Raw genomic sequence first — 24108 nt, 5'->3', positions numbered from 1 at the left:
CTTTGAGGGGAATGCCAGTTCAACGCATGAAAAGGGTCCAAATGCTCTGCGCTTCTCCTTGCTAGAGGCCGCTCAGGCAAGGGACTGATGAAAAAATCTCATGAACCCATGCCAATTTAACCGTCTAGTCCCCACTCGTTAGCTCGCTTACTGTTCTCCCAACACCAAATGTCGGGAGAACCAAATGCACAAGCGCACACTCGGAAACAGCTCACTCGAAGTGTCAGCCCTGGGTTTCGGTTGCATGGGACTGAGCCATGGCTACGGCCCGGCGACTGACACAACACAAGCCATTGCACTGATCCGATCGGCGGTTGACCGAGGCGTCACGCTCTTCGATACCGCCGAGGTTTACGGCCCTTACCTGAACGAACAAGTGGTAGGCGAGGCGCTCGCCCCGGTGCGCGATCAAGTGGTCATCGCCACCAAGTTCGGCTTCACCTTCGGCGACGACAACAAACAGCAAATTCTCAACAGCCGCCCTGAGCATATCCGGTTCGCAGTCGAGGGGTCGCTGCGTCGACTGAAGACCGATTACATCGATCTGCTTTACCAGCACCGCGTTGATCCGGATGTGCCGATCGAGGACGTCGCCGGGGTGGTGAAGGACTTGATTGGCGAAGGCAAGGTGAAGCACTTCGGCCTGTCGGAGGCCGGTGCGCAGACCATCCGCCGTGCGCACGCGGTACAGCCGGTCACAGCGTTGCAAAGCGAATACTCGCTGTGGTGGCGCGAGCCTGAGCAGGAAGTCCTGCCGACGCTTTGGGAGTTGGGCATCGGCCTCGTGCCGTTCAGCCCATTGGGCAAAGGTTTTCTCACCGGCACGGTGTCGGCGCAGGCTACTTACGGCAGCGACGATTTCCGCAGCATCGTCCCGCGCTTCAGCCAGTCGGCGCTGCAAGCCAATCAGGGCCTGGTGGTGTTGATCCGTCAGATCGCCGCACAGAAACACGCCACCCCCGCCCAGATCGCGCTGGCATGGCTGCTCGCGCAGGCGCCGTGGATTGTGCCGATTCCGGGGACGACCAAACTGCATCGACTGGAAGAAAACCTCGGCGGCGCAGACATCACGCTCGACGCCCTCGAATTGAAGGCAATTGATACAGCGTTGGCGCAGATACGCATCGAAGGCGAGCGTTATCCCGAGGCCCTCAAAGCGCGGGTCGGTCGATGAGCAACGATCACGATCCGCTGCGGCGCACGGTGATCGCCGCACTGGCGAGCGCCCCGCTGCTGTCTCTCGCCGACACGCAAGGCGCCAGTGAAGCACCGCGCTCAGGCTCGCACATTCTGGTCGCATACTTCTCGCGCTCGGGCAACACCCGCGTGGTCGCCGGGCTGATCCAGCGTGGGCTGGGTGCCGATCTCTTCGAGATTCGCCCGGCCCATGCCTACCCCGAGGACTATCTGCAAACCGTCGAGCAGGCGCGTCAGGAGCGTGACAGCGGCTTCGAGCCCAAGCTGCAAAACAAGGTTCACGCCCTCAGCGACTACGACACGATCTATCTTGGTTTTCCGATCTGGGGGGAAACCGCACCGCCGATTGTGCGCGCTTTTCTCAGCGCCCACGACCTGACCGGCAAAACCCTTATCCCCTTCAATACCCACGGTGGTTATGGCTTGGGCAACAGCCGCAGCGTGCTGGTCGAGCACGCGCCGAAGGCAAAGGTTCTGCAAGGCTTTGTGATGGAGAGTGAGCAGGAGCGCAAGACCATGGAGCGCGTGAACGGCTGGCTTAGCGATCATCCCCTCACGCGTTAATCGAATTCTGTACGGAGTGACATCATGAAAGTCCGCACGTTGGGCAATGGCCTGGAAGTGTCCGCACTGGGCCTTGGCTGCATGAGCATGACCTCGGCCTATGGGCCGGCTGCCGACAAAGCCGGCATGATCAAGCTGATTCGTTCGGCCCACGAGCAAGGCATCACTTTGTTCGACACCGCCGAAGCGTATGGCCCGTTCGCCAATGAAGAACTGCTGGGCGAGGCCTTGCAGCCGATCCGTGAGCAGGTCGTCATCGCCACCAAGTTCGGCTTCGATATCGACCTGATCACCGGCGCACGCGGCGGTGGAACCAACAGCCGCCCGGAACATATACGCGCCGTGGCCGAGGCGTCGTTGAAGCGTCTGCGCACCGATTGCATCGACCTGTTCTATCAGCACCGCGTTGATCCGCAGGTGCCCATCGAAGACGTCGCCGGCACGGTCAAGGAGCTGATCGCTGAGGGCAAGGTCAAGCATTTCGGCCTATCTGAGGCGGGTGTGCAAACCATCCGCCGGGCGCACGCGGTGCAAGCGGTCACGGCAGTGCAGAGCGAATATTCGCTGTTCTGGCGAGGCCCGGAGTTGGAGCTGCTGGCAGTGCTGGAAGAACTGGGAATCGGTTTCGTACCGTTCAGCCCCCTCGGAGCCGGTTTCCTCACCGGTCAGATCGATGAGCACACGCAGTTCGACGCCAGCGATTTCCGCAACTTCGTCCCGCGTTTTTCCCCTGAAGCGCGCAAGGCCAATCTGGCATTGGTCGCGGTGGTGAAAGCCGTCGCGCAACGCAAACACGCCACGCCGGCGCAGGTGGCGCTGGCCTGGTTGCTCGCACAGAAACCGTGGATTGTGCCGATCCCAGGCACGACCAAACCCCATCGACTGGAAGAGAACCTGGGCGCAGTCGAACTGCAATTGACCGGTGACGATTTGCACGAGATCAACCAACAGATGGCGCAGATTCAGGTGCACGGTGAACGCCTGCCGGAATCGGCACTGAAGATGACCGGACTCTAGATCTGCCAAAGCGCGCACGCTTTGCGTCGCAACTTTCACGTTTGACCGGAGTTGACCCGATGAACCGATTGATCGCACCACTCGTTGCTGTGTCATTCATGGCCGCCGAATCCCAGGCCGCCAGCGAAATACGCGTTACACCGAACGGCTCGCAGCCCTCGGTCAAGGGCGCGGCGCAAAACTTTACCGGCGCGGTGCGCGTTGATGGCCTGTTCAACGGTGAGGCGCCGGCGCGCATCGGCGGCGGCACTGTGACCTTCGAGCCCGGCGCACGCACGGCTTGGCACACCCACCCACTGGGGCAAACGCTGATCGTCACCGCAGGCGTTGGCTACGTGCAGCAAGAGGGCGGCCCCCGACAGGAAATACGGCCGGGCGACACTGTCTGGATTCCGCCGCACATCCGTCACTGGCATGGCGCCACGGCCAGTAACGGCATGACCCACATCGCCATCGCTGAAGCCGAAAATGGCAAGACCGTCGACTGGGCGGAACAAGTCTCGGAGGCGCAATACGCCGGCCAATGAAGTTACGGAATGTGTCGAAGTTACTCGCCCGACTCCTTTTTCCCAAACCGTCATCCGCCCTACAGGCCCCGCATCAGCGGGGTCGCGCCGGATTTTCAGCGGTTATGGCAATGCCGACTCATGAGTTCTGCTCAGAAGTCCATGCGCAATTTCGGGGTTAATCGACACAACCATCCTCCGTACGATCCAGCGACACCCCGGTGACCCGCACTGGATGGAGCCTTTCACGATGACCATTGACGCACGCAACAACGCTACCCTCCCCACACTCATGGCGCTTTGTCTGGGCATCGGGGCGATGTTCGGCGTTACCACTCAAGCCACCGAGGCATCGCCGACCATGGCCAGCAAGCCCGCCAGCGCAGCCACCTTGTCGCGCCAACAACAAACGATCCCTCTGATCGCCGCGTTCATGGCGACCAGCGACATGCCCAACCTCAACACCGCGCTCAATCAAGGGCTCGATGCCGGCCTGACCATCAGCGAAACCCGGGAAATTCTGGTGCAGCTCTACGCCTATGTGGGCTTCCCGCGCAGCCTTAACGCCTTGAATGAACTGATGGCCGTGGTGCAGGCGCGCAAACAGCGCGGTATCGAAGACGCGCCGGGGCAGGAGCCGAGCCGGGCGATTCCGATTGGGGATGAGCTGCTGGCCGCCGGCACCGCAAATCAAACCCGGATCTCCGGCGCCCCGGTCACAGGCCCGGTGTTCGAGTTCGCTCCAGTGATCAACCGGTTCCTGCAAACCCACCTGTTCGGCGATATCTTCGAGCGCGACAACCTCGACTGGCAAAGCCGCGAACTGGCGACCGTCGGGGCGCTGGCGGCAACGCCAGGAGTCGAGCCGCAATTGCGCTCGCACATGGCGGCGAGCTTGCGCGTCGGTCTGAGCACGGCACAGTTGCTCGAGGTCACGGAGCTGCTGAAAAAGCACGGCGATGTGCATACGGCTGAACGTGCCAATAACGCATTGGCCCAGGCCCTCGCGGCTTCGGGGAAATGACATGAATTCTGCAAAGTACCTGCTGAGCATCACGCTGTTGAGCCTGTTGGCGGCCTGCGCAAACCACCCCGATGGCTCGCTGCTCATTCAACAACAAGGCAGCTTCGCCGCCGGCGGAACGGTGACCACTGCACCGGGCACCTTCAACCCGCACCAACCGATGACGCCCAACGGCCAGACCTACCACGGTGACCACGTCTATGCCTTCTATCAAATCCCGGTGGATGCGCGAAAACTGCCCATCGTCATGTGGCACGGTGCGGGTCAGTTTTCCAAGACCTGGGAAACCACCGCCGATGGTCGCGAGGGCTTTCAGAACATCTTCCTGCGCCGCCATTACGGCGTCTATCTGGTTGATCAGCCCCGGCGTGGCGATGCCGGGCGCAGCATGGTCGAGACCACAATCAAGCCTGTGCCTGACGAACAACTGTGGTTCAACCAGTTCCGCATCGGCTTGTGGCCCAACTACTTCAACGGCGTGCAAGTGGCACAGGATGCACAGACCCGCGAGCAGTTTTTCCGGGCGATGACGCCGAATACCGGGCCGTTCGACATGGGCGTGGTCTCTGATGGCGTGTCAGCACTGTTCGACAAAATCGGCCCGGGGATTTTATTCACCCATTCGCAAGGTGGCGGGCCGGGCTGGTTGACGGCGATCAAGAACGACAAAGTAAAAGCCATTGTGGCGTTCGAGCCAGGCAGCAGCTTCGTATTCGCTCAAGGTGAGGTCCCTCCGCCAATTCCCAGCGCGTTCGACACAGTACAAGGCGCGGCCGTGCCGATGGAGCAATTCATGGCCCTCACGCGCATTCCGATTCTGATCCTTTACGGCGACAACATCCCGGAGCAGGCGGTCGACCTGCCCGCTCAGGACAGTTGGCGCGCACGCTTGAAAATGGCCCGGCTCTGGCGTGACGCGGTCAATCGCCACGGCGGTGATGTGCAACTGATCCACCTGCCGGAGATCGGCATTCATGGCAATACCCACTTCCCCATGTCGGATCTGAACAACGTGCAGATCGCTGACCTGGTCGCGCAATTCCTCCAAGAAAACCAGCTGGACTGACCCAAATACTTTTGCAACTGCCGCCCTTTTGATTGCTCAGGAGCTTCAGGTGAAAAACACACTCAAGGCCACGTTTATGTCGGCATTGGTTGGCCTCTCAGCGGGCGAAGCCTTGGCCGCCGATTACAAAAAGAACCCGTTCACCCTCGCCTACGACGGCGCGATCAGCAAGAACGAACCGGGCAAGGTCAACATCCATCCGGTCAGCTACAAGCTCAACGGTCTGGCTATCGCCGCCAACGTATACACCCCGGCTAACTATGACGCGAAAAAGACCTACCCGACCGTGGTCGTTGCACACCCCAATGGTGGCGTGAAAGAACAAGTCGCCGGCCTGTACGCCCAACGCCTGGCCGAACAGGGCTACATCACCATCACGGCCGATGCGGCGTATCAGGGTGCCAGCGGTGGTCAGCCGCGCAGCATCGATAAACCGGCCTATCGCATCGAAGATATTCATGGCATGGCCGACTTCATCAGCCAGTTTGCCGGCGTCGATGACAAGCGCATGGGCCTGCTCGGCATTTGTGGTGGCGGTGGCTATTCGTTGGCGGCAGCGCAAACCGACAAACGCTTCAAATCGTTGGCAACACTGAGCATGTTCAACTCAGGCAGGGTACGTCGCAACGGCTACAACGACTCGCAAATGGACAGCATTCAGCAACGCCTGCAACAGGCGTCAGCAGCCCGCGCGCAAGAGGCGGCCGGCGGCGCGGTGCTGTACTCCGGCGATGCCAACCTCACCGACGAGCAGATTGCCAAAATGCCCTTCGAGCTGTATCGCCAAGGTTATGAGTACTACTGGAAGACCCACGCGCACCCGAACTCGACCTTCAAATACACCACCAGCAGCCTGATCGACTTGATGCGTTTCGACGCCACTGACCATATCGAGTTGATCAACCAACCGTTGCTGATGATCGCCGGCAGCAAGGCCGACAGCCTGTACATGACACAGGACGCTCTCCCCAAAGCCACCGGCACCTCCGACAAGGAAGTGTTTATCCTCGACGGCGCGACGCACATCGAAACCTACTGGGTGCCGCGTTATGTCGACGCCGCAATTGGCAAACTGACCGCGTTTTACGCCCGCACCTTGTAACCAGCTCTATTGAGGGGTCGCGCATTCGTGTGCAACCTGCTTTCATGGATTAATCCCGCGCCCCTCATGAGAGGTTCTCATCAATGTCCCGCGCCAATCTGAACGACCTACAAGCCTTCGTGGTCATCACCCGCGAAGGCAGTTTCACCCGCGCGGCCGCACAGCTTGGCGTTTCGCAGTCGGCGCTGAGCCACACCATGCGCGCACTGGAAAGCCGATTGGGCGTGCGCCTGCTGACACGTACCACCCGCAGCGTTTCGCCGACCGAGGCGGGTCAGCGGCTGTATCAATCGATGGCGCCGCGGTTCGATGAGATCGAATTCGAACTGGCCGCAGTCAGCGAGTTTCGTGACACCCCGGCAGGCAATGTGCGGATTCAAGCCTCTGAGCATGCCGCCAACAACATTCTGTGGCCCAAGCTTTTAAAAGTGCTTCCCGACTACCCGGACATCAAAGTCGAAATCACTGTCGACTACGCCCTGTCCGACATCGTCGCGCAACGCTATGACGCCGGTGTACGCCTGGGAGATCAGGTGGCCAAGGACATGATCGCCGTTCCTATCGGCCCCCCCTTGCGCATCGCGGTCGTGGGCTCACCCGAGTATTTCAAGCAGCGGCCGGTGCCGAAGGAGCCTGGTGATCTGGCTGCGCAAAATTGCATCAATCTGCGCCTGCCCACCCATGGCAGCCTGATGCAATGGGACTTTGAAAAGGATGGTCACGAACTGAAGGCCCGTGTCGAAGGGCAATGGACATTCAACAGCAGCCTGCCGATCCTGCGTGCGGCCGTTGCGGGATGTGGCTTGGGTTTCCTGCCGGAGGACATGGTAGCGAAGGAGCTAGCTGACGGTCGCCTTGTGCGGGTGTTGGAAGATTGGTGCCAACCGTTTGCCGGTTACCATCTCTACTACCCCAATCGCCGTGAACATTCATCGGCGTTTGGCGTTGTTGTTGAAGCGTTACTCTACAAGCACTGAGCCAACGATCTTCAAGGCGCCTGGATTTTACCCGCTTTACCTACCCGCAAATATGCAGACGCTACAGAATTGGTATTCGCTGGGCGATCCGGCGAATGGAAGACGTGTTGCATGAGATCGACTCGGTGCCCCCGTTTGCTCGACCGACGCTCCGCGCGCCGATCCCCGAAGGCACGGCCACCACGACTTTCCGGGGCTTGCTGGGGAAGCACCTATTGGCGTCGGGCATACTGGGAAACCTCGGTACCTACCTGCGCGACAGGGCCTGTCGCTGCGTAGAGGTACGCTTGTCGATGCCAGCATCATCCAGATGCCCGGTTCGACCACCCAGCGAAATCGGGCATAATTGGCGCACTCCATGCCTTTATCCTACTTCATAAGGTCGTTCGAAAGTGCCTATTGGTGATCCCCGAAATTTGAGCGATCTTTTTTATTTCGCAAAGGTCGTGGAGGCCGGCGGCTTCGCTGCAGCAGGTCGCCTGCTTGGCATTCCGAAATCCAGGCTATCCCGACGTATTGCAGAATTGGAGCAACGGATAAACGCTCGCCTCCTTCAACGAACCACACGCAAACTGCAGCTCACCGCCCTCGGTGAGCGCTACCTTCGCCACTGCCAGGCAATGCTGCTGGAAGCGGAGCAAGCCGATGAGGTGATTGCTAGCGCAACCAGCGAGCCCAGAGGCCCCCTCAGGGTCAGCAGCCCGGTCGGGCTAGCAAATCAATTTCTCAACCCGTTGGTTCGTGATTTCCTGGCGCAGTACCCTCACGTCCAGCTCGACCTGCTGCTGGTCAATAGGCGTGTTGATTTGATCAATGAAGGCATTGATGTAGCGCTTCGCGTTCGCGAAGTAGAGGATGAAGAGCCAAACCTTGTCACTAAGCGCTTGCGCGAGGCCCGGACAGAGGTTGTTGCTTCGCCGGACTTTCTCGCCGCTCACCCGATATCCCATCCTGGAGAACTCATGGGTCTTCACTTTCTGGGGGCTCTAGACTCTGATCGGCTAGCCAGATTGCGATTGTTCAACGAAGCGGGTGAGCGTTTCGAGATCGCCATGGCTGCCCGTCTGGGGGTGGAAGACTTCATCATGCGCAAAGAAGCAGCGTTGGCGGGCCTGGGCTTCACCGTTTTGCCATTAATGCATTGTGAACGCGAGCTTGCCAGTGGCGAGCTTGTTCGCATGCTCCCTAATTGGCGGTGTGCCCCTGCGTGGCTCCAGGCAGTCTATCCCCACAGGCGTGGTGTGTTGCCGGCTGTCAGGGCTTGGCTGGATCACTTGGCCCACGCGTTTGATCGTTGTGGTGACCAGCCGCTGTAAGTAGCGCCCTTTCCGTCAGCAATCCAATGTTCATTGGTGATTTCGTAGTACGTAACACAACTGTACTGGTCGGCCTGGCGTTTACTGCGCTGCCCAGCTGGCGGGCTCGTTTGAAGCGTGTGGAGAACGGTATGTCTGAAAGGAAGATGAGCGAGGCTCAGGTGGCGGCGTTTTGCCTGGGCCTGCCGGGGGCGCGAGAAGACTACAAATGGGGCGGCATCCGGGTGTTCTCGGTAGCCGGCAACAAGATGTTCGCGGTGCTCGACCTGGCGGGTGCGGGGTTGTCGTTCAAGGTGGCCGATGAACTGTTTCTCGGCTATTGCGACCGCCCAGGGGTGCGGCCAGCGCCATATCTGGCGCGGGCGCGGTGGATCAGCATGGCGCTGCCCTACCCCATGGGCCGTGATGAGCTGTGCGATTTGCTGCAGCGTTCACACCAGCTGGTGGTGCGGCGGCTGCCCAAGCGCGCGCAGGTGGGGTTGTTGATATGACGCCACCTGGACAAGCCTACGAAGACGCCGGGGCAGCCACGCCTCAACCAACAGGCAGATAGCGCCCATCAAAAAACAGCCAGTCCGCCCAGAACACCTGATGCACCAGCACGATCACCCAGAACACCAGCTGGTACGAAACCTTGCGCGTCTTGTGCCGGAACAGTTGCTGTGCCAGCAACGCCCCGGGCCATCCGCCCAGCAGTTCACTGGCATGCAGCACTTTCTCGGGTGTCCGCCAGGCCTGGGTACGCGCCTGCTGCTTGTCCTGCCAATACAGCAACAGGCTGATCAGGCTCATGACCGGGTACAGGGCCAGCGGCCACCAGGCCTGGTCATTCCAGGCCATGCGCGCCGCCCCCAGGCCCGGTAACAGGCACAACACAACCAACACCAGCAGCTTCAGGCGCGCATTCTGCACCCCAGCAACCCTTTGCCCCCGCAGCGCCTCAGCCATGTGCGGTCGACCAATCAACCCAACCAAACTGCCAGGTCGCCAGGATCAACAGGCCGAACACGATGCGATACCACGCAAACGCCGCATAGCTGTGGTTGGCAATGAACTTGAGCAGCGCCCGTACCGCGATCATGGCGAAGATGAACGAGGTCACAAAACCAATCGCGAACACTGGCAGGTCAGCGGGCTGGAACAAGTCACGGTACTTGTAGCCTGAATAGACCGCTGCACCGACCATGGTCGGCATCGCCAGAAAGAACGAAAACTCGGTCGCCGCCTTGCGCGACAGGCCAAACAGCAGGCCGCCGATGATGGTCGAACCGGAACGCGAAGTGCCCGGGATCATCGCCAGGCACTGGATGAAACCGATCTTCAGGGCATGGCTCCAGCGCATCTCGTCCACGTGGTCAACCTGCACGCGATGGTCGCGGCGCTCGGCCCAGAGCATGATCACACCGCCCACTACCAACGCAGCCGCGACGGTGATCGGGTTGAACAGGTACTCATGAATCAGGTCGGCGAACAGCACACCCAGCACCACGGCCGGCATGAACGCCAACAGCAGGTTGCCGGTGAAACGCCGCGCTGAGGGCTGGCTGGTCAGGCCGAAAACCACTTCGAGAATCTTGCTGCGGAACTCCCATACCACCGCCAGGATCGCCGCCAGCTGAATGATGATGTTGAAAGCCATGGCCCGTTCGCCGCCAAAACCGATCAGGTCAGCGACGATGATCTGGTGGCCTGTACTGGAGATCGGCAGAAACTCCGTCAACCCTTCCACCACGCCCAAGATGATTGCCTGGAAGGCAGTCCAAAAATCCATCATTCCCCCGATGGAGCGCTGCGCGTCGCAGGCCCCTTGTTCTTGATTTGCTTGTGATTGCCGCACGCGGCCCGGCTGTTTTACAGCGACTGTTGGGACCAATGCCAGTGGAAAAGTTCACGCCCGCTAAAGGTTTCATCCAGCGCGGCCGAAATGCTAACAGAGCGCCTTTGCAATCGGCTTGTTCGACCCTGCTGCAGACTGCCACGAAGATAGCACTTAGCCATTAGTCTGGTGGGCCCTGGGTGCAAAGCATGCTTGGATGCATCTGAATAACAAGAACAATGCGGGAGCTCCTGGATGAAGACTCTGAGATCAATGTCGATCAGCCGTCGCCTGTGGCTGATCCTCGTGGTGGCGGTAGCCATGCTGGTGGTGTTGGGGCTGCTGATGCTGCGCCAGATCCACGGTGACCTGTACCAGGCCAAGGCGGAAAAAACCCGCCACGTGGTACAGACCGCTGCGGGTGTGTTGGCCTACTACCAGGGCCTGGAGGCGGCCGGCACGCTCAGCCGCGAAGCCGCCCAGCAGCAGGCGCTGCAGGTAGTGCGCGCGCTGCGCTACGACCACGACGACTACTTCTGGATCAACGACCTGGGGCCGAGGATGATCATGCATCCGGCCAACCCCAAGCTTGACGGCCAGGACCTGTCGGCCATCCGCGACCCCGACGGCTTTGCCGTTTTCAACGAAATGGTCGCCCTGGCCCGCCAGCAGGATGCCGGCCCGGTCAATTATCGCTGGCCCAAGCCCGGCGCCAGCGAACCGGTGGCGAAGACCTCCTATATACAGCTGTTCAAACCGTGGGGCTGGATCATCGGTTCGGGCGTATACGTCGATGATGTGCAGGCAGAATTCGCCCGCCAGCTGCGTGATGTCTCGCTGGTGGGCGTGGGCATTGCCCTGCTGATGGCGCTGGTGGTCATGCTGATTGCTCGCAGCATCGCCCGCCCCTTGCAGGAGGCGGTGCAAGCCATGGGCAACATCGCCAGTGGCGAGAGCGACCTGACCCGGCGCCTGGACACCCATGGCCATGACGAAATCAGCCAACTGGGCGAACACTTCAACCGCTTCAACGGCAAGCTTCAAGGCGTAGTTGGCCAGTTGCAGGGGGCCGCCCACGCGCTGGCCCAGTCTGCCGGGCATGTCGGCGACAACGCCGGTGCCGCCCAACAGCACAGCGCCCGGCAATCACTGCAGATGGACCAGGTGGCCACGGCAGTCAATGAAGTGACCTATGCGGTGCAGGACGTGGCCAAGACGGCCGAACAGGCTGCCGGTGAAATGCGCACCGCACAGCAGCAGGTAACGCACGGCCAGCAGGCCATCCACGGCAGCCTGGCGCAGATCGACCGCCTTTCGCTGACCATCGACCAGGCCGTGCAGGTGATCCGCGACTTGGCCGGGCACAGCACGCGCATCGGCGGGGTACTGGACGTGATTCGCTCGATTGCCGAACAGACCAACCTGCTGGCATTGAATGCGGCCATCGAAGCCGCTCGGGCCGGCGAGCAAGGCCGTGGCTTTGCCGTGGTTGCCGATGAGGTGCGCCTGCTGGCCCAGCGCACGGCGCAGTCCACGGCTGAGATCCATACCATGATCGAGCACCTGCAGAGCCAGTCGGACGCCGCTGTCCGGGCAATCGATACCAGCAGCGAGGCGTCGCGCCAGACCGTCGAGCAAGCCCGCGAGGCCGGCGCCAGCCTGGACGCCATCAACCAGGTGTTGAACAACCTCACCGCCCTGAATGCCTCCATCGCCAGCGCTACCTTGCAACAATCGCATGTGGTCGAGGAGATCAACCGTAATGTGCTGGATACCGCCGGGCTATCCCAGCAGACCGCCGATGCGGCGCGCCAATCGAGCGATGCCGGTGTAGCGCTGGGGCAGTTGAGCGAGGCGTTGGAGCAGTTGCTGCGCCAGTTCCGCGTGTAGCACCAGCACGTTCTCTGCATGCATTGAGAATCGCTGGCGCGCTACACCTTCACACCACGAACAGCTACAATCGCGGCCCTCCCCCGCAGCCGCCAAGGATCGCCGATGTCCGGCCTTGAACTCATCGCCGCCGTCCTCGGCGTCACCGCTGTCTGGCTCACGGTCAAGCAGAACGCTTGGTGCTGGCCAATCGGCCTGGTCATGGTGCTGATTTACGGCTGGCTGTTCTACGAAGTCAAACTGTACTCGGGCATGTTGCTGCAACTGGCCTACGCCATCCTGCAACTCTACGGCTGGTGGCAATGGAAGCGCCCAGGCCACGCGCAAGACGCCCGTCAGGTCACCCGCCTGCAACGCCCGGCACTCTTCGGTGGCCTTGCTGCCGGGCTTGTGCTGAGCGTCGCGCTGGGTACGGCCATGGCCAACTGGACCGATGCCGCCCTGCCTTGGCTGGATGCCAGCCTGACCGGCTTCAGCCTGGTGGCGCAATGGTGGATGGCGCAAAAACGCCTGCAATGCTGGCCGCTGTGGGTGGCAGTCGACGTCATCTATGTGGGCCAGTACCTGCACCAGCAGTTGTACTTCACTGCCGGCTTCTTCGCCGTGCTCACCCTGATCGCGGTGCGCGGCTGGCTGGAATGGCGCCGTGACCCGGCGCTGGCGCAGGCATGAGCATGCAACAGGCGATGAAAGTACTGGTGTTGTGCGGCCCGGAATCCAGCGGCAAAAGCTGGCTCAGCGGCGTGATCCAGGCGCATTTCGGTGGCGTGGTGGTGGCCGAGTACGTGCGCCATTTCATCGACCAGGAAGGCCGCGACACCTGTTATGCCGATATCCCAGCCATCGCACGCGGCCAGCTGGCGTGGGAAGACCACGCCCGGGAGCAGGCCCCGCCGTTGCTGATTCTGGACACCCATCTGCTGAGCAATATGCTGTGGAGCAAAGCGCTGTTCGACGACTGCCCAGCCTGGATGGAGCAGGCATTGCTGGCACGGCGCTATGACTTGCACCTGTTGCTTAGCCCGCAAGGGGTGGAGTGGGTCGCCGATGGGCAGCGCTGCCAACCCGAGCCGGGCGACCGTCAGCGCTTTTTCGATGACAGCCTGCGCTGGCTCGAACAAAATGACCAAGCCTACAAAATCATTGATGGCAATTGGCCTCAGCGCCAGTTGCTGGCCCTGCAAACAGTGGCTAAGCTCATTGATAGCACTCCGCCACCCTGTCGCTCAGCGTGTTAAGCCGCTGACACACTCCGCTGGGGCAAAGCCCCCGAAAATGCGGGCCCGCCCCCCGATCCGGGGGCAGTGTCAAGCTGATGAAACACCCCTGCAAAAACCTTTCCAGTCAAGGCCACTGCTGGTTTCGCCGGCGACGCCTGCCGCTATCTGTTTCACGGCTGAGACAAAATGCGCCGCGATTTGTCAGCCTCTGGCGCTAACCCATTGATCTGAAAACGATTCCCGAAAGCGGCACACCTTCTGCTCTCTTGTTCGCATCGCTGAACAGGCCCAGCGCTCAAAGAAGGAATTGCCGTCGTGAGGAAAACAGACAATCGCCTTTATCACGTCTTGCTGATTGGGTGTGTACTGGGGTCGCTGAGCCTGACGGCGCAGGCCGACAAGGGGATCATCATCATCACCCGCGATGTCCAGGTGCGAAACGCGACGATTCCGCCGCTGATACCTGACCCCAACCCCACCACCGTCAATGCCAACCCATCTGCCTACGTGCTCAAGCAGACCAACGAGCTGAGTGACGGCGACTTCGCCAGCATCAGCAGCGGCGCCGGCATCAGCAACCTGATCACCCAGCAGACCAACAACCTCGGTGGAAACCTCGGCAACCAGAACCAACTACCCAACCTGTCAGGTGGCCGTGGCACGGGTGGCTCGGGTAACGGTATCGCCAACATGGTCAACTCAAGTGTGCAGCGCGGCCTGGCGCCGCTGCAGATCCTGACTGGCGGGGGCAAGTGAGATGAAGCTCACGCTGCTGATGCTGGCCACCCTGTGCACTGCACCGGTCTTCGCGCAATCCCTCGTTCCCGTCATCAACAACGCCGATATCGACAGTTCCGGCAGCCGCTATCAGGGCAACCTCTCTGTCAACCAGGCCGCTGGCGACAAACAGCAGCAGGCCAATGCGCGTGCCATCGCTGTCGGCCCCGAAGCCAGCGCCAGCACGCAGATCCGCCAACGCCTGAATACCCCGGCCGACCCTGCAATGGACGCCCACGCGACCATTCGGGGCAACGCCTTCAGCAACGGCAGTGGTGCCCTGGGCGTGAACCAGAGCGCCGGCGCCAATACCCAGCAAGCCAACGCCCTCAGCATCAGCGTTGGCGCGCAACCGCAAAGCATCGACGACAGCGTACTCATGCAACAGAACGTGGCGCTGATCAACAACTCCGGAGCAACTGACATTCCAGCCGGCTATCGCCAGGTCACCACCAGTGACCAGGCCTTCACCGGTAGCCGTGGGGTGATCCAGTTGAACCAGAGTGCCGGGGTGGGAAACCGCATGGCCAACACCTTGAGCATCCGGGTCGCGGATTGACCCTTTCAGTCAAGAACGACACTTAACCTAATAGCGTACGGAGAATCACCATGAAACCCTCGATGGCAATCAAGCCTCTGGTTTTCGCAATTGCTGCGGTCATGGCTGTTGCTGTACAAGCTGGGCAAAACGATCGGCGCAATGACCACCATAACGGCCACCATAACAATGGTCAGCACACGCCTCCACCCACCAAGATCCCTGTGTATGCAACGGCCAACGCCTGGGATACCCAGTCCAGTACCGATAACCGCATCAGCAACCAAGGCACCATCAACGAAGCCGAGATGAGCGACTCGGGCACTGGCTCCAGCGGCAACGTCGGCATCAACGTGGCGGCCGGTAACGGCAACCAGCAGGACAATGCGGCTGCCATCGCCAATGCCGGCTCCGAATCGAGCCTGGACAACAGCTTCGTGTTCGGTATGGCCAGCGCTACTGCCGACGTGCAGCAGACCAGCAGCGACAACCGCGTAGACAACTACTCGACGCAGTCTTCTGCTTTGATGAGTGGCTCGGCCAGCGGGGCTGAGGGCAACATCGGCATCAACATTGCCGGTGGCGACCTCAACCAGCAGAAAAACACCATGGCCATCGCCAACACGGGCGCCCCGCTGGGTAATGCGACCGCCACCGCCTCGGCAAACCAGGACGGCCCTGGCCTGACCGTGAACAACAGCGCCGACCGCACCTACCGGGTGGATACGATTACCATCACCAAGTCGGCCAGCGGCTCGAGCTCGCGTGACGGCACCTTCAACTCGACCGACGACCGCAGCTCGTCTTCGAGCTTCAGCGTGGCCGGTTCGCAAAGCGCCAGCAACAGCGGCTCCAGTGGCTGGAACTCGGCCGGGTCGAAATCCAGCAACGCCAGTGGCTCCAGCAGCATGACTGCCAGCGGCTCCAATGGCTGGAGCGCCAGCGGCTCGGCCAGTGGCAGCGCCAGCTCGTCGAGCAGTGCCAGCCTCAACGCCAGCCTGGCCGCTGCAGCTGATGCCACCCGCACTGTCACCACGGACGACGGTCGTCGCGAACGCACCCGTAGCAGCAGCTTCGATGGCTCGCTGAACGCTTCGCTGGATGTCTCGGTCGACAAGTCGCGCGAAAGTGCATACGACTCGTCGTTCGAGAAGGCCTTCGACTCCAACTACGACAAGTCGCGCGAATCGTCGTATGACAAGTCTCGCGATTCTTCGTACACGAAGTCCCACGAGTCCTCGTACGAGAACGCTTCGGCGTCCGAATACGCCAAGTCTGGCGAGAAATCGCATCAGTCGTCCAACGACGTCTCGAAGAGCTACAGCGAAAGCAGTGCTTACGACTTGAGCAATACCGTGTCCTTCCAAGTGCTGACCCCGACCGGCTGGGCCAACCCAGTTACCAACACTGCAACCCTTAGCGGTTCGGTGAACGGTGGCAGCGGCAACCTGGGCGTGAACGTGGCTGCCGGTGTGGGCAACCAGCAAAGCAACTCGCTGGCCATCTCCAACACCTCGTTCTGATCGCTGCGCTTGAGGCCCCCTTCGGGGGGCCTTTCTTCCACAGAACAAGAAGGCATCCGATCATGCGCATTATTGCCCTGGCGTTTTTGCTGTGCCTGGCCAGCGTGAGCGAAGCTGCACAAATGCCGCTGTCCGTCCTGCCGGGCGGCGCTGTCGTGTTCAAGCCTATCCAGAGCCTACGCGAACGCAAGTTCGCCGACCTGGTGCAACAGAAGACCGACTTCAGCTGCGGCGCCGCCGCGCTGGCGACCATCCTGCGCCAGGCCTACTGGCTGGACGTCGACGAACACCAGATCATCGAAGGCATGCTCGCCCACGCCGACCAGGACCTGGTGCGTACCCAGGGCTTCTCGATGCTCGACATGAAACGCTACGTCGAAAGCCTGGGCATGCGTGCCCGCGGCTACCGGGTAGCCCCCGACACGTTGCACAGCGTGCGCATTCCGGTCGTGGTGCTGATGGACGTGCGTGGCTACAAACACTTCGTGGTCATGCAAAAAGTCGACAGGGGCTGGGTATATGTGGGTGATCCCGTGCTGGGGCACCGGCGCTACAAGGTCGACGATTTTCTCAAGGGCTGGAACGGCATCATCTTCGCCGTGATCGGCCAGGGTTACGACAAGAACAACATCCTGCTCGACCCGCCCCTGCCACTGACCGCCAAGGGCCGGGTGAACAACTTCACCCCCGTGCAGGACGCAGAGTTGCTGGACTTCGGCTTCATCAAAAGCGACTTCTTCTAACGACTGTACTAATGACAAGGAGCATGAGGCTCCAGGGAGCATTTCATGAAGACTTCATTGTGGTTGGCCATCGCCTGCCTGGCAGCCAGCTTGCCCAGTCACGCAGAGGTGTTGAAACCCATCGAACTGAAGGACCAGGAGCTGGCGAACCTGCGGGGCCGCTATGTGATGCCCGGACGAATCGTGAGCTTCGGCATCGTCATGTCCAGCACCTGGCAAAATACAAAAGGGGATGTGATCGGGGCAACGTCAACGCTGCAAGTTCAGCAATCGACCATCAAACCCCAGTTCTATGTATCGATGATTGATAAAAAAGGCGCAGGTACGGCGCCGAGCAGCGCTTCTACTGCCGGGACTGGCGTGGTAACGGGCGGCAAAGGCCTGACCACCACCGAAGGTGTGACCCAGGTGGTCCGTGCCGCCGGTGACAACAACGCCGCTTACAACAACGTCGATATCAACGTGACCAAAGCGAACCAGGCCCCCGCCGTCCAACAGCAAGGCCAGGTACTGGCCGCCGGGCAGACCCTGGTCGGGAAAAATGGCGCCGGCGCGCTGAGTGTGTCCTCCAGTGGTGTGGGCGTGCAGGTCAACATCAATGCCAGCAACAACCAGGGCAGCAGCGTGCAACGCCTGGCCCAAGGTGGCCTGCTGCAGAACTCGACGCTGCTTGGCAACGGCAACCTGGTCAACAACGTCACCACCCTGAACGTTGTCATGCGCGAGAGCGTGCCGACAGCGGCTTCGCTGAACGGTAGCCTCGACCAGCTCAAAGGTCTTCGCACCTTCGGATACTGATCTACGCTCAGTCTCATCAAAAGTAGTTGGAAGGGACGGCAACTCCATGTACCGATCTTTTACGCTCAGAGCTTTTGTGTGCTTGACTACCTTGGCCCCCGCCACCGCACTTTACGCAGCCGCCGACCCACAAGTCGAAGCGCTGAAACAGGAACTGATTGAACTCAAACGCCGCTATGAGGCGCAGCAACAGGCGCTGATGGTGCTGGAGCAACGTGTGCGCCAGGTCGAGGAGGCCCCAGCTGCCGCGCAACCCAGACGCCTGGTCAAGTCTCCCGCCGAGGGCGTGAAAGGTGCACAGACCGTTGCCTCTGGCGCACCGGGCACCACAGGAAGCTCCTACGGCCAAGCGCTGACGGCCGATTCCGAGCCGGCGCAAAGCGTTTCCAACCTGTATGACGAAGCCAGCGGATTCTTTGGCGGGGGCAAGTTCAGCTTCGAAACCGGCGTCACCTATACCCATTACGATACCCGTGCGCTGACCCTCAACGGCTTTTTGGCCCTGGACTCGATCTTTCTCGGCAGCATCAACCTCGACCGCATCAAGGCCGATAACTGGACCCTGGACATGACCGCGCGCTACAACCTGGCGCAGCGCTGGCAGTTCGACATCAACGTGCCCGTGGTGTACCGCGAGTCGACTTACTCGTCGGGTGGCGCAGGTGGCGCCGGGGCCAGCACGTCTGACGCGTCGGTGACCCGCGACCCCGAGATTGGCGATGTCAACGTCGGCGTGGCCTACAAGTTCCTCGACGAGGACGAAACCTGGCCCGACGCAGTCGCAACCCTGCGCATCAAGGCGCCGACAGGCAAGGACCCGTACGGCATCAAGCTGCGCGAGGTCGATGGCAACAGCAACCTGTCGGTACCGGAAAGCCTGCCGACCGGCAATGGCGTGTGGTCGATTACCCCGGGCATATCGCTGGTGAAAACCTTCGACCCGGCCGTGCTGTTCGGCAGCCTGTCCTACACCTACAACATGGAGGACTCGTTCAGCGACATCAGCCCGCAGGTCAACAGCAAGGTCCCGGGTGACGTCAAGCTCGGCGACTCCTGGCAGATCGGCGGCGGTATCGCCTTTGCCCTCAACGAGAAGATGAGCATGTCGTTCTCGGTGTCGGACCAGTTCGCCCGCAAGAGCAAGATCAAACCGGACGGCGGCGACTGGCAGTCGATCTCCAACAGTGACTATAACGCCGCCAACTTCAACATCGGCTTGACCTTCGCCGCCACCGACAACCTGACCATCGTGCCCAACCTGTCCATTGGTCTGACCGATGATGCCCCGGACTTTTCCTTCAGCCTGAAATTCCCCTACTACTTCTGACAGTTACAACTGGCCGGGCCCCGCCAGGCGGGCCCGGCAAATGGTTACCAGCCTTGTAGCCGACCGCGTTACCTGCCCTGGCCTGTTATCATCATGCACAGATGTATGACGATTTGATGGCAAAAGGGATGTTTTTGTGAAGAACCTGTCCGACCACCCACGTATCCGGCTTGCCGCCCTGGCAGGCCTGGTGCTGGTGATCCCACTGGGTACGCGCGCCATGCTGGGTTGGTCCAACCCGCTCGGTTACCTGTCCGACCTCGCACTCGGCAGCCTGCTGCTGTTGCTGCTGCACCGCCGGCCATGGTGGCTGGCCCTCCCCATACTGCTGGCCTGGGCGGCTCTTTGGGTCGCCTCTGCCGAACTTGTAAGCGCGGTGGGCCGCCTGCCCACCAGCGCCGACCTGACCTACTTGCTCGACCCGCAGTTCATGGAAAATTCGACCGGCGGCGGTATGGCCCATGCCTGGCTGCCCTGGGTCATGGGCGGCGGCCTGCTGGCCTGGCTGGCCAGCGCCTGGCGCAGCCGCGCAGCGCTCAGCCACCCTCTTCCGCGCAAGGCCTGGTCCATACCGGTACTGCTGTTCGCCGCCCATTGGGGCAGCCAACACGTGCTGCCTTCGGACGCCGACCAGTGGCGGCAATACAACCTCACTCACCAGCTGATGTCTGCCGGTGTCGGCGACCTGCAACGCCAGGTCGAAGGCTGGATGGGCCAGACACAGCCCTTCACCCCGCTGCCCAGCGCCGGCCTGACCCAATCCGACCTGCATGGCCAACGCCTGCTTGCCGGCCCGGGTAGCGCGCGCAACTTGCTGGTCATCACCATGGAAGGTATCCCCGGCGCCTACCTGCGGCCCAACCGCCAGGCGCTGCACAGCCGTTTCGACGAAGACCTCATGCCCAAGCTCAGCAAGTGGGCCGAGCGCGGCATGAACACCCCTGACTACGTATTACACACTCATCAAACCATCCGCGGCCTGTACGCGATGTTGTGCGGTGACTACGACAAACTGGCCAACGGCACGCCCAAGGGCGTGGAGCTGCTGACCCAGAACGAACGCAACCAGGCCTGCCTGCCGGCGCAACTGCGCCAGGCCGGCTTTACCACCCACTACCTACAGGGCGCAGGCCTGCGCTTCATGGCCAAGGACCGCATCATGCCGCACATCGGCTTCGACTCGGTGCACGGGCTGGAGTGGTTCCGCAACAAGAATTACCTGGATTTTCCCTGGGGCAAGGATGACCGCGCGTTCTTCGAAGGTGCCTTGGGCTACGTCGGCCAGTTGCAGAAGCAGGACAAGCCTTGGATGCTGACTTTGCTTACCGTGGGCACTCACCAGCCGTATTCGGCCCCGGCCGAATACCTTGAACGCTACGACACCCCGAAACAGGCGGCGGTGGCCTACCTGGATGACGCCGTCGGGGCATTTCTCGACGGCCTGGAACGTCAGGGCGTGCTCAAGGACACCCTGGTTGTGCTGACTTCCGACGAGTCCCACGGCATCGATGGTGTGCGCCTGGCTTCGTCGTGGGGCTTCAACCTTACCCTGGCACCGGAGCAGGCCCAGTTGCCGCACATCAAGCGTGGCACATACGGCCATGTCGACCTGGCGACATCGCTGCTCGACTACTTCTCACTGCCCATCCCCATCGCGCTGGGCGGTCGCTCGCTGTACCGCGACTATGACACTGGCCGTGAGATGATCGCCTACACCAACGGCATGCTGCGCTACCACAATGGCCAGGGCGTGTTCACCGAGTGCGACTTCCAGCAGCGCTGCAGGCGTTACGCCAGCGAAGGCTTCATCGCCGACCAGGCCCGCTACCTGGGGCCCGGCGACAGCTTGCTCGGTCAGCAGGTTGGCGCCTTGGCCGGGGTACTGGATCAGTCCCTGATGCAAACCCCGCTCAACCTGCGTTACCAGTTCGGCGGCCCTGCGCCGATCAAGTTGCGCAAGCGCATTCAGGATGACTGGGCCGACAACCTGATTGGCGCCCAGTACCTGGAAATGCCCGAGGGCTCGCATACTCGCGTGCGGGTCAAGGTACGCTCGCTGGACCCCAAGCGTGCAGCCTACATCCAGCTCAAGGCCAAGCAGCTGGAGCAGGATGTGCCACTGGGCCTGCCGGAAGAAGTCAAAGTCACCGCCGACCAGCCGCTGGAAATGGAGTTCGGCTTCGACAACCCGACCGAGCGCAAGGCGTTCTCCTTCCATTTGCTGGGCTATGGCGGCGGCAAGGTGGAAATCAGCGACTTCAGCGTGATCACTGCATTGCCCGGCGAGGATGAGGCGGCCGATGAACTGACTGAGGGGCATATCGCCCATTCGGGCTGAGGGGCTACCGCTCATCGCCCGGCCACCGGTGCCTGTCGATTCACCGAGCACGTGCTCGACTAGTGTGTGAATCCCACAGCGTGGAGAGAAGCACCATGAGCACCAGCGAAAGCAGGCACCCGGTGGTTTCCCGCAGCCAGTGGCTGGCGGCCCGCCGGCAACTGTGGCTGCACGAAAAAGCCTTCACCCACCACCGCGACGCGCTGTCCGCAGCGCGTCGCGCACTGCCTTGGGTCAAAGTCGAGCACGACTATCGCTTCCACGGGCCAGACGGCGAGTTGAGCCTGGGCGAGTTGTTCGCAGGCCGGAGCCAATTGCTCCTATACCACTTCATGTTCGCCGAAGGCTGGAGCGAGGGTTGCCCCGGCTGCTCGTTCCTGGCCGACCACTTTGACGGCGCCAACCTGCACCTGACCCACCACGACGTGTCGCTGGTGGCCGTGTCACGCGCGCCCTATGCCGAATTCCAGGCATTCCGCCAGCGCATGGGCTGGCAGTTCCGCTGGTATTCGTCGCATGGCAGCGGCTTCAACGAGGACTTTGGCGTAAGTGTTGGCAATGCAGGCGAGCGCCAGTACAACTATGAGCCTTATGACGGCAATGAAAGCGAGCTGCCCGGCTTGAGTGCGTTCTACCGCGACACGGACGGCAGCGTGTACCACACCTACTCGACCTATGCCCGCGGGCTGGACATCCTGGTCAATACCTATAACTTCCTCGACATTGCGCCACTGGGACGTAATGAAAGCGGGACCATGGACTGGGTGCGCCACCATGACCGCTATGCAGGGCAGCCGGACAAGCCCCACTGCTGTCACAGCTGATGCAGGCAACACACACCTGCAGGAACGGGTTCACCCGCGAACACCGGCAACGCCGGTGCCCTCCACCGCGTTGGTTTCTTCGCGGACATGCCCGCTTGTGTCTTGATAGGGCATTAGAATCTGGAGTGAGAGCGGTGAATGGGTTGAGATCGAACAGCAAACCGCAATGCTGAACGACGAACGGGTTGCCCAGCTGTGGAAGCGGGCTTGCCCCCGAAACCCACGCCGTGGTGGATGGCACGGGCTTCGCCCGTGTTCGCGGGACAAGCCCGCTCCCACAGGGATCGCGCTAGTTTCTAGAAATTGAGCAAGCGAGTTGTTTCCTCAGGTACTGCATCAGCCTCAAGCCTGCGGGGGTACCTGTGGGAGATTCTATGGTTTTCAGCAAGCCAATTTCCGGCTTTTGGTGACGTATTCGCCCTGATCTCGCATCAGGGCGAATGCGACGCGAGCGAGCTTGCGAGCCAAGATCACTAGTGCCTGGGTCGTTGCTTTACCGTTGCTCCGATACTGCTCATACACGTCCTTCCAGGTAGTTGACCTACTGGCCGACATCGCTGCGTTATGCAACAAACGACGAATCTCCGAACAGCCTCGCTTTGTAAGGCGGCGGCGTCCATTCTTTTGCCCGGAGTCATTCACTCGCAGGTCCATCCCCAAGAAGGCGATGTAAGCGTCACTGCTTTTGAATTCGCCTCTGATAAACGCCATTACCAGTGCTGACGCTGTGAGAAAACCAATACCTTCCACGGCCTGGCAGCGAATAACCTGTTCAAGCAGCCCTGCCTCTCGCAATACTTCTTTGATCTTCTTTTGTATCAGCAAGTCCAGCCGTTCTATCGACTTGACGAAGGTTTCGAAGGCTGCTTTCAACAGGCCCTCGTTAGCCCAGCTCTGCGTCATTGCAGTACGGGCCGATACCAGCGCAGCCCTGCGCCGCAGAAGGCTCTGCAGCTTGCCGTAGACGGCGGGAGGCGGGGTCCAAGGGCGAAGATCCTCACCCTCGTTTTTCAGAAAACGGGACAGCAACCGCGCATCGGACGGGTCAGTTTTGACTCGGCCGCCAACACTCTTGCGATAGTTACTCAGTTGAAATCCATCAATGACATAAACATCAAAGCCCATGCCGTGGGCTAGCTCGACCAGATCCAAGTGATAGATGTTGGTCGCTTCAACGGCGATAGCCGTGTTCAGTGGCTGCTGCTTGAGCCACTTATTGATTTCAGATTTGGAGTTTTTCAGCTTGATGATCTCATCACGCTCCTCGTGATGGATCACCAATTCAGCTTTTGCAACGTCCGCTCCAATGATCGACTTCACTACCTGCATTGCCATCGGCGGCTCTCCACGTTATGGTTTTTCGGCTTGAAGGGCTTTCACCAAGAGGCGCTGGCTTGCTTCTATCGTCGCTTGCAAACGATGCATTCTTTATCGGCGCTTTGGTGGAAGGGGTGGGGCGATGTCTCCCACGGTCTGTACTGCTCGTAACAGTCAGAATCGGGCATTTAGTCCCACCACCCCTTCAAGTCTAACCATACAAGCGGG

At 60.9% G+C, this 24108-nt stretch carries 24 protein-coding genes and 1 pseudogene; 22 read left to right on the top strand and 3 right to left on the bottom strand.

Annotated features, from left to right (window positions below; all coding sequences use genetic code 11):
* Positions 1–184: 184 nt before the first annotated feature.
* The 11 genes and pseudogenes from E8E68_RS05435 (at position 185) to E8E68_RS05385 (ending at position 9260) form a co-directional block, all read left to right on the top strand.
* On the top strand, positions 185–1174 hold the full coding sequence (locus tag E8E68_RS05435) for an aldo/keto reductase (RefSeq protein WP_266033360.1): 990 nt from the start codon (positions 185–187) through the stop codon (positions 1172–1174).
* Positions 1171–1761, top strand: coding sequence for a flavodoxin (locus tag E8E68_RS05430; protein ID WP_266033357.1), 591 nt, complete (start codon positions 1171–1173; stop codon positions 1759–1761). Before E8E68_RS05435 ends, E8E68_RS05430 begins: the two co-directional genes overlap by 4 nt.
* A gap of 24 nt (positions 1762–1785) precedes the next feature.
* Entirely contained in the window at positions 1786–2778 is a 993-nt protein-coding gene (locus E8E68_RS05425; RefSeq protein WP_280340108.1) for an aldo/keto reductase, read from the top strand.
* A 59-nt stretch (positions 2779–2837) separates the two neighbouring features.
* Positions 2838–3305, top strand: coding sequence for a cupin domain-containing protein (locus E8E68_RS05420; protein ID WP_266033351.1), 468 nt, complete (start codon positions 2838–2840; stop codon positions 3303–3305).
* A 229-nt stretch (positions 3306–3534) separates the two neighbouring features.
* Positions 3535–4308, top strand: a complete 774-nt coding sequence (locus E8E68_RS05415) for a carboxymuconolactone decarboxylase family protein (protein WP_266033349.1) — start codon at positions 3535–3537, stop codon at positions 4306–4308.
* 121 nt (positions 4309–4429) lie between these two features.
* A complete protein-coding gene (locus E8E68_RS05410; RefSeq protein WP_280340171.1) occupies positions 4430–5374 on the top strand; it encodes an alpha/beta fold hydrolase in 945 nt (314 codons plus the stop codon).
* A gap of 49 nt (positions 5375–5423) precedes the next feature.
* Complete coding sequence (locus E8E68_RS05405) at positions 5424–6476, top strand: alpha/beta hydrolase (protein ID WP_266033346.1); 1053 nt, start codon at positions 5424–5426, stop codon at positions 6474–6476.
* 83 nt (positions 6477–6559) lie between these two features.
* Positions 6560–7453 (top strand): LysR family transcriptional regulator, encoded by an 894-nt coding sequence (locus E8E68_RS05400; protein ID WP_266033343.1) that lies wholly within the window; start codon positions 6560–6562, stop codon positions 7451–7453.
* A gap of 61 nt (positions 7454–7514) precedes the next feature.
* Positions 7515–7778: pseudogene (locus E8E68_RS05395) on the top strand (IS5/IS1182 family transposase); the annotation flags it as partial.
* 67 nt (positions 7779–7845) lie between these two features.
* Positions 7846–8769, top strand: coding sequence for a LysR substrate-binding domain-containing protein (locus tag E8E68_RS05390; protein WP_280340105.1), 924 nt, complete (start codon positions 7846–7848; stop codon positions 8767–8769).
* Positions 8770–8900: 131 nt separating this feature from the next.
* Entirely contained in the window at positions 8901–9260 is a 360-nt protein-coding gene (locus tag E8E68_RS05385; RefSeq protein WP_110744331.1) for an MmcQ/YjbR family DNA-binding protein, read from the top strand.
* A gap of 43 nt (positions 9261–9303) precedes the next feature.
* On the opposite strand, the gene E8E68_RS05380 is transcribed toward E8E68_RS05385, so the two are convergent.
* Together E8E68_RS05380 and E8E68_RS05375 are read right to left on the bottom strand one after the other, a co-directional pair.
* A complete protein-coding gene (locus tag E8E68_RS05380; protein WP_280340103.1) occupies positions 9304–9717 on the bottom strand; it encodes a DUF1294 domain-containing protein in 414 nt (137 codons plus the stop codon).
* Positions 9710–10540, bottom strand: coding sequence for an undecaprenyl-diphosphate phosphatase (locus E8E68_RS05375; protein WP_110744451.1), 831 nt, complete (start codon positions 10538–10540; stop codon positions 9710–9712). The genes E8E68_RS05380 and E8E68_RS05375 overlap by 8 nt, the downstream gene beginning before the upstream one ends.
* Positions 10541–10840: 300 nt before the next feature.
* Here E8E68_RS05375 and mcpP point away from each other — a divergent pair, with 300 nt between their 5' ends.
* The 11 genes from mcpP to E8E68_RS05320 all read left to right on the top strand — a co-directional run bounded on the left by mcpP (position 10841) and on the right by E8E68_RS05320 (position 22563).
* A complete protein-coding gene (gene mcpP, locus E8E68_RS05370; protein WP_266033332.1) occupies positions 10841–12475 on the top strand; it encodes a methyl-accepting chemotaxis protein McpP in 1635 nt (544 codons plus the stop codon).
* A gap of 105 nt (positions 12476–12580) precedes the next feature.
* Positions 12581–13147: a nicotinamide riboside transporter PnuC gene (gene pnuC / locus E8E68_RS05365; RefSeq protein WP_280340101.1), complete on the top strand. Its 567-nt coding sequence runs from the start codon at positions 12581–12583 to the stop codon at positions 13145–13147.
* Positions 13144–13713: an AAA family ATPase gene (locus tag E8E68_RS05360; RefSeq protein WP_280340100.1), complete on the top strand. Its 570-nt coding sequence runs from the start codon at positions 13144–13146 to the stop codon at positions 13711–13713. The genes pnuC and E8E68_RS05360 overlap by 4 nt, the downstream gene beginning before the upstream one ends.
* A 297-nt stretch (positions 13714–14010) precedes the next feature.
* Entirely contained in the window at positions 14011–14451 is a 441-nt protein-coding gene (locus E8E68_RS05355) for a hypothetical protein (RefSeq protein WP_110744336.1), read from the top strand.
* A gap of 1 nt (position 14452) precedes the next feature.
* Positions 14453–15031, top strand: a complete 579-nt coding sequence (locus E8E68_RS05350; protein WP_266033322.1) for an adhesin — start codon at positions 14453–14455, stop codon at positions 15029–15031.
* 50 nt (positions 15032–15081) lie between these two features.
* Positions 15082–16533, top strand: coding sequence for a heme utilization protein (locus E8E68_RS05345; RefSeq protein WP_266033319.1), 1452 nt, complete (start codon positions 15082–15084; stop codon positions 16531–16533).
* Between the two features lie 62 nt (positions 16534–16595).
* Positions 16596–17276 (top strand): C39 family peptidase, encoded by a 681-nt coding sequence (locus tag E8E68_RS05340; protein WP_266033316.1) that lies wholly within the window; start codon positions 16596–16598, stop codon positions 17274–17276.
* A gap of 45 nt (positions 17277–17321) precedes the next feature.
* Positions 17322–18074 carry a hypothetical protein gene (locus E8E68_RS05335; RefSeq protein WP_280340096.1) on the top strand — a complete coding sequence of 251 codons (753 nt, stop codon included), beginning with the start codon at positions 17322–17324 and terminating at the stop codon, positions 18072–18074.
* 46 nt (positions 18075–18120) lie between these two features.
* A complete protein-coding gene (locus E8E68_RS05330) occupies positions 18121–19401 on the top strand; it encodes a transporter (protein ID WP_110744341.1) in 1281 nt (426 codons plus the stop codon).
* Between the two features lie 136 nt (positions 19402–19537).
* Positions 19538–21739 (top strand): LTA synthase family protein, encoded by a 2202-nt coding sequence (locus E8E68_RS05325; protein WP_280340094.1) that lies wholly within the window; start codon positions 19538–19540, stop codon positions 21737–21739.
* Positions 21740–21834: 95 nt separating this feature from the next.
* The gene (locus E8E68_RS05320) at positions 21835–22563 is read left to right on the top strand and encodes a thioredoxin family protein (protein ID WP_266033305.1); all 729 of its coding nucleotides are present in this window, start codon (positions 21835–21837) and stop codon (positions 22561–22563) included.
* Between the two features lie 381 nt (positions 22564–22944).
* Here E8E68_RS05320 and E8E68_RS05315 read toward each other — a convergent pair whose 3' ends face one another.
* Entirely contained in the window at positions 22945–23898 is a 954-nt protein-coding gene (locus E8E68_RS05315) for an IS110 family transposase (RefSeq protein ID WP_280340090.1), read from the bottom strand.
* Positions 23899–24108 lie beyond the last annotated feature (210 nt).

This window comes from Pseudomonas sp. BN607, from assembly GCF_029871175.1.
Classification (GTDB): domain Bacteria; phylum Pseudomonadota; class Gammaproteobacteria; order Pseudomonadales; family Pseudomonadaceae; genus Aquipseudomonas.
The sequence above is the reverse complement of the archived record's forward strand: the minus strand, read 5'-3'. Positions and strand labels throughout refer to the sequence as shown.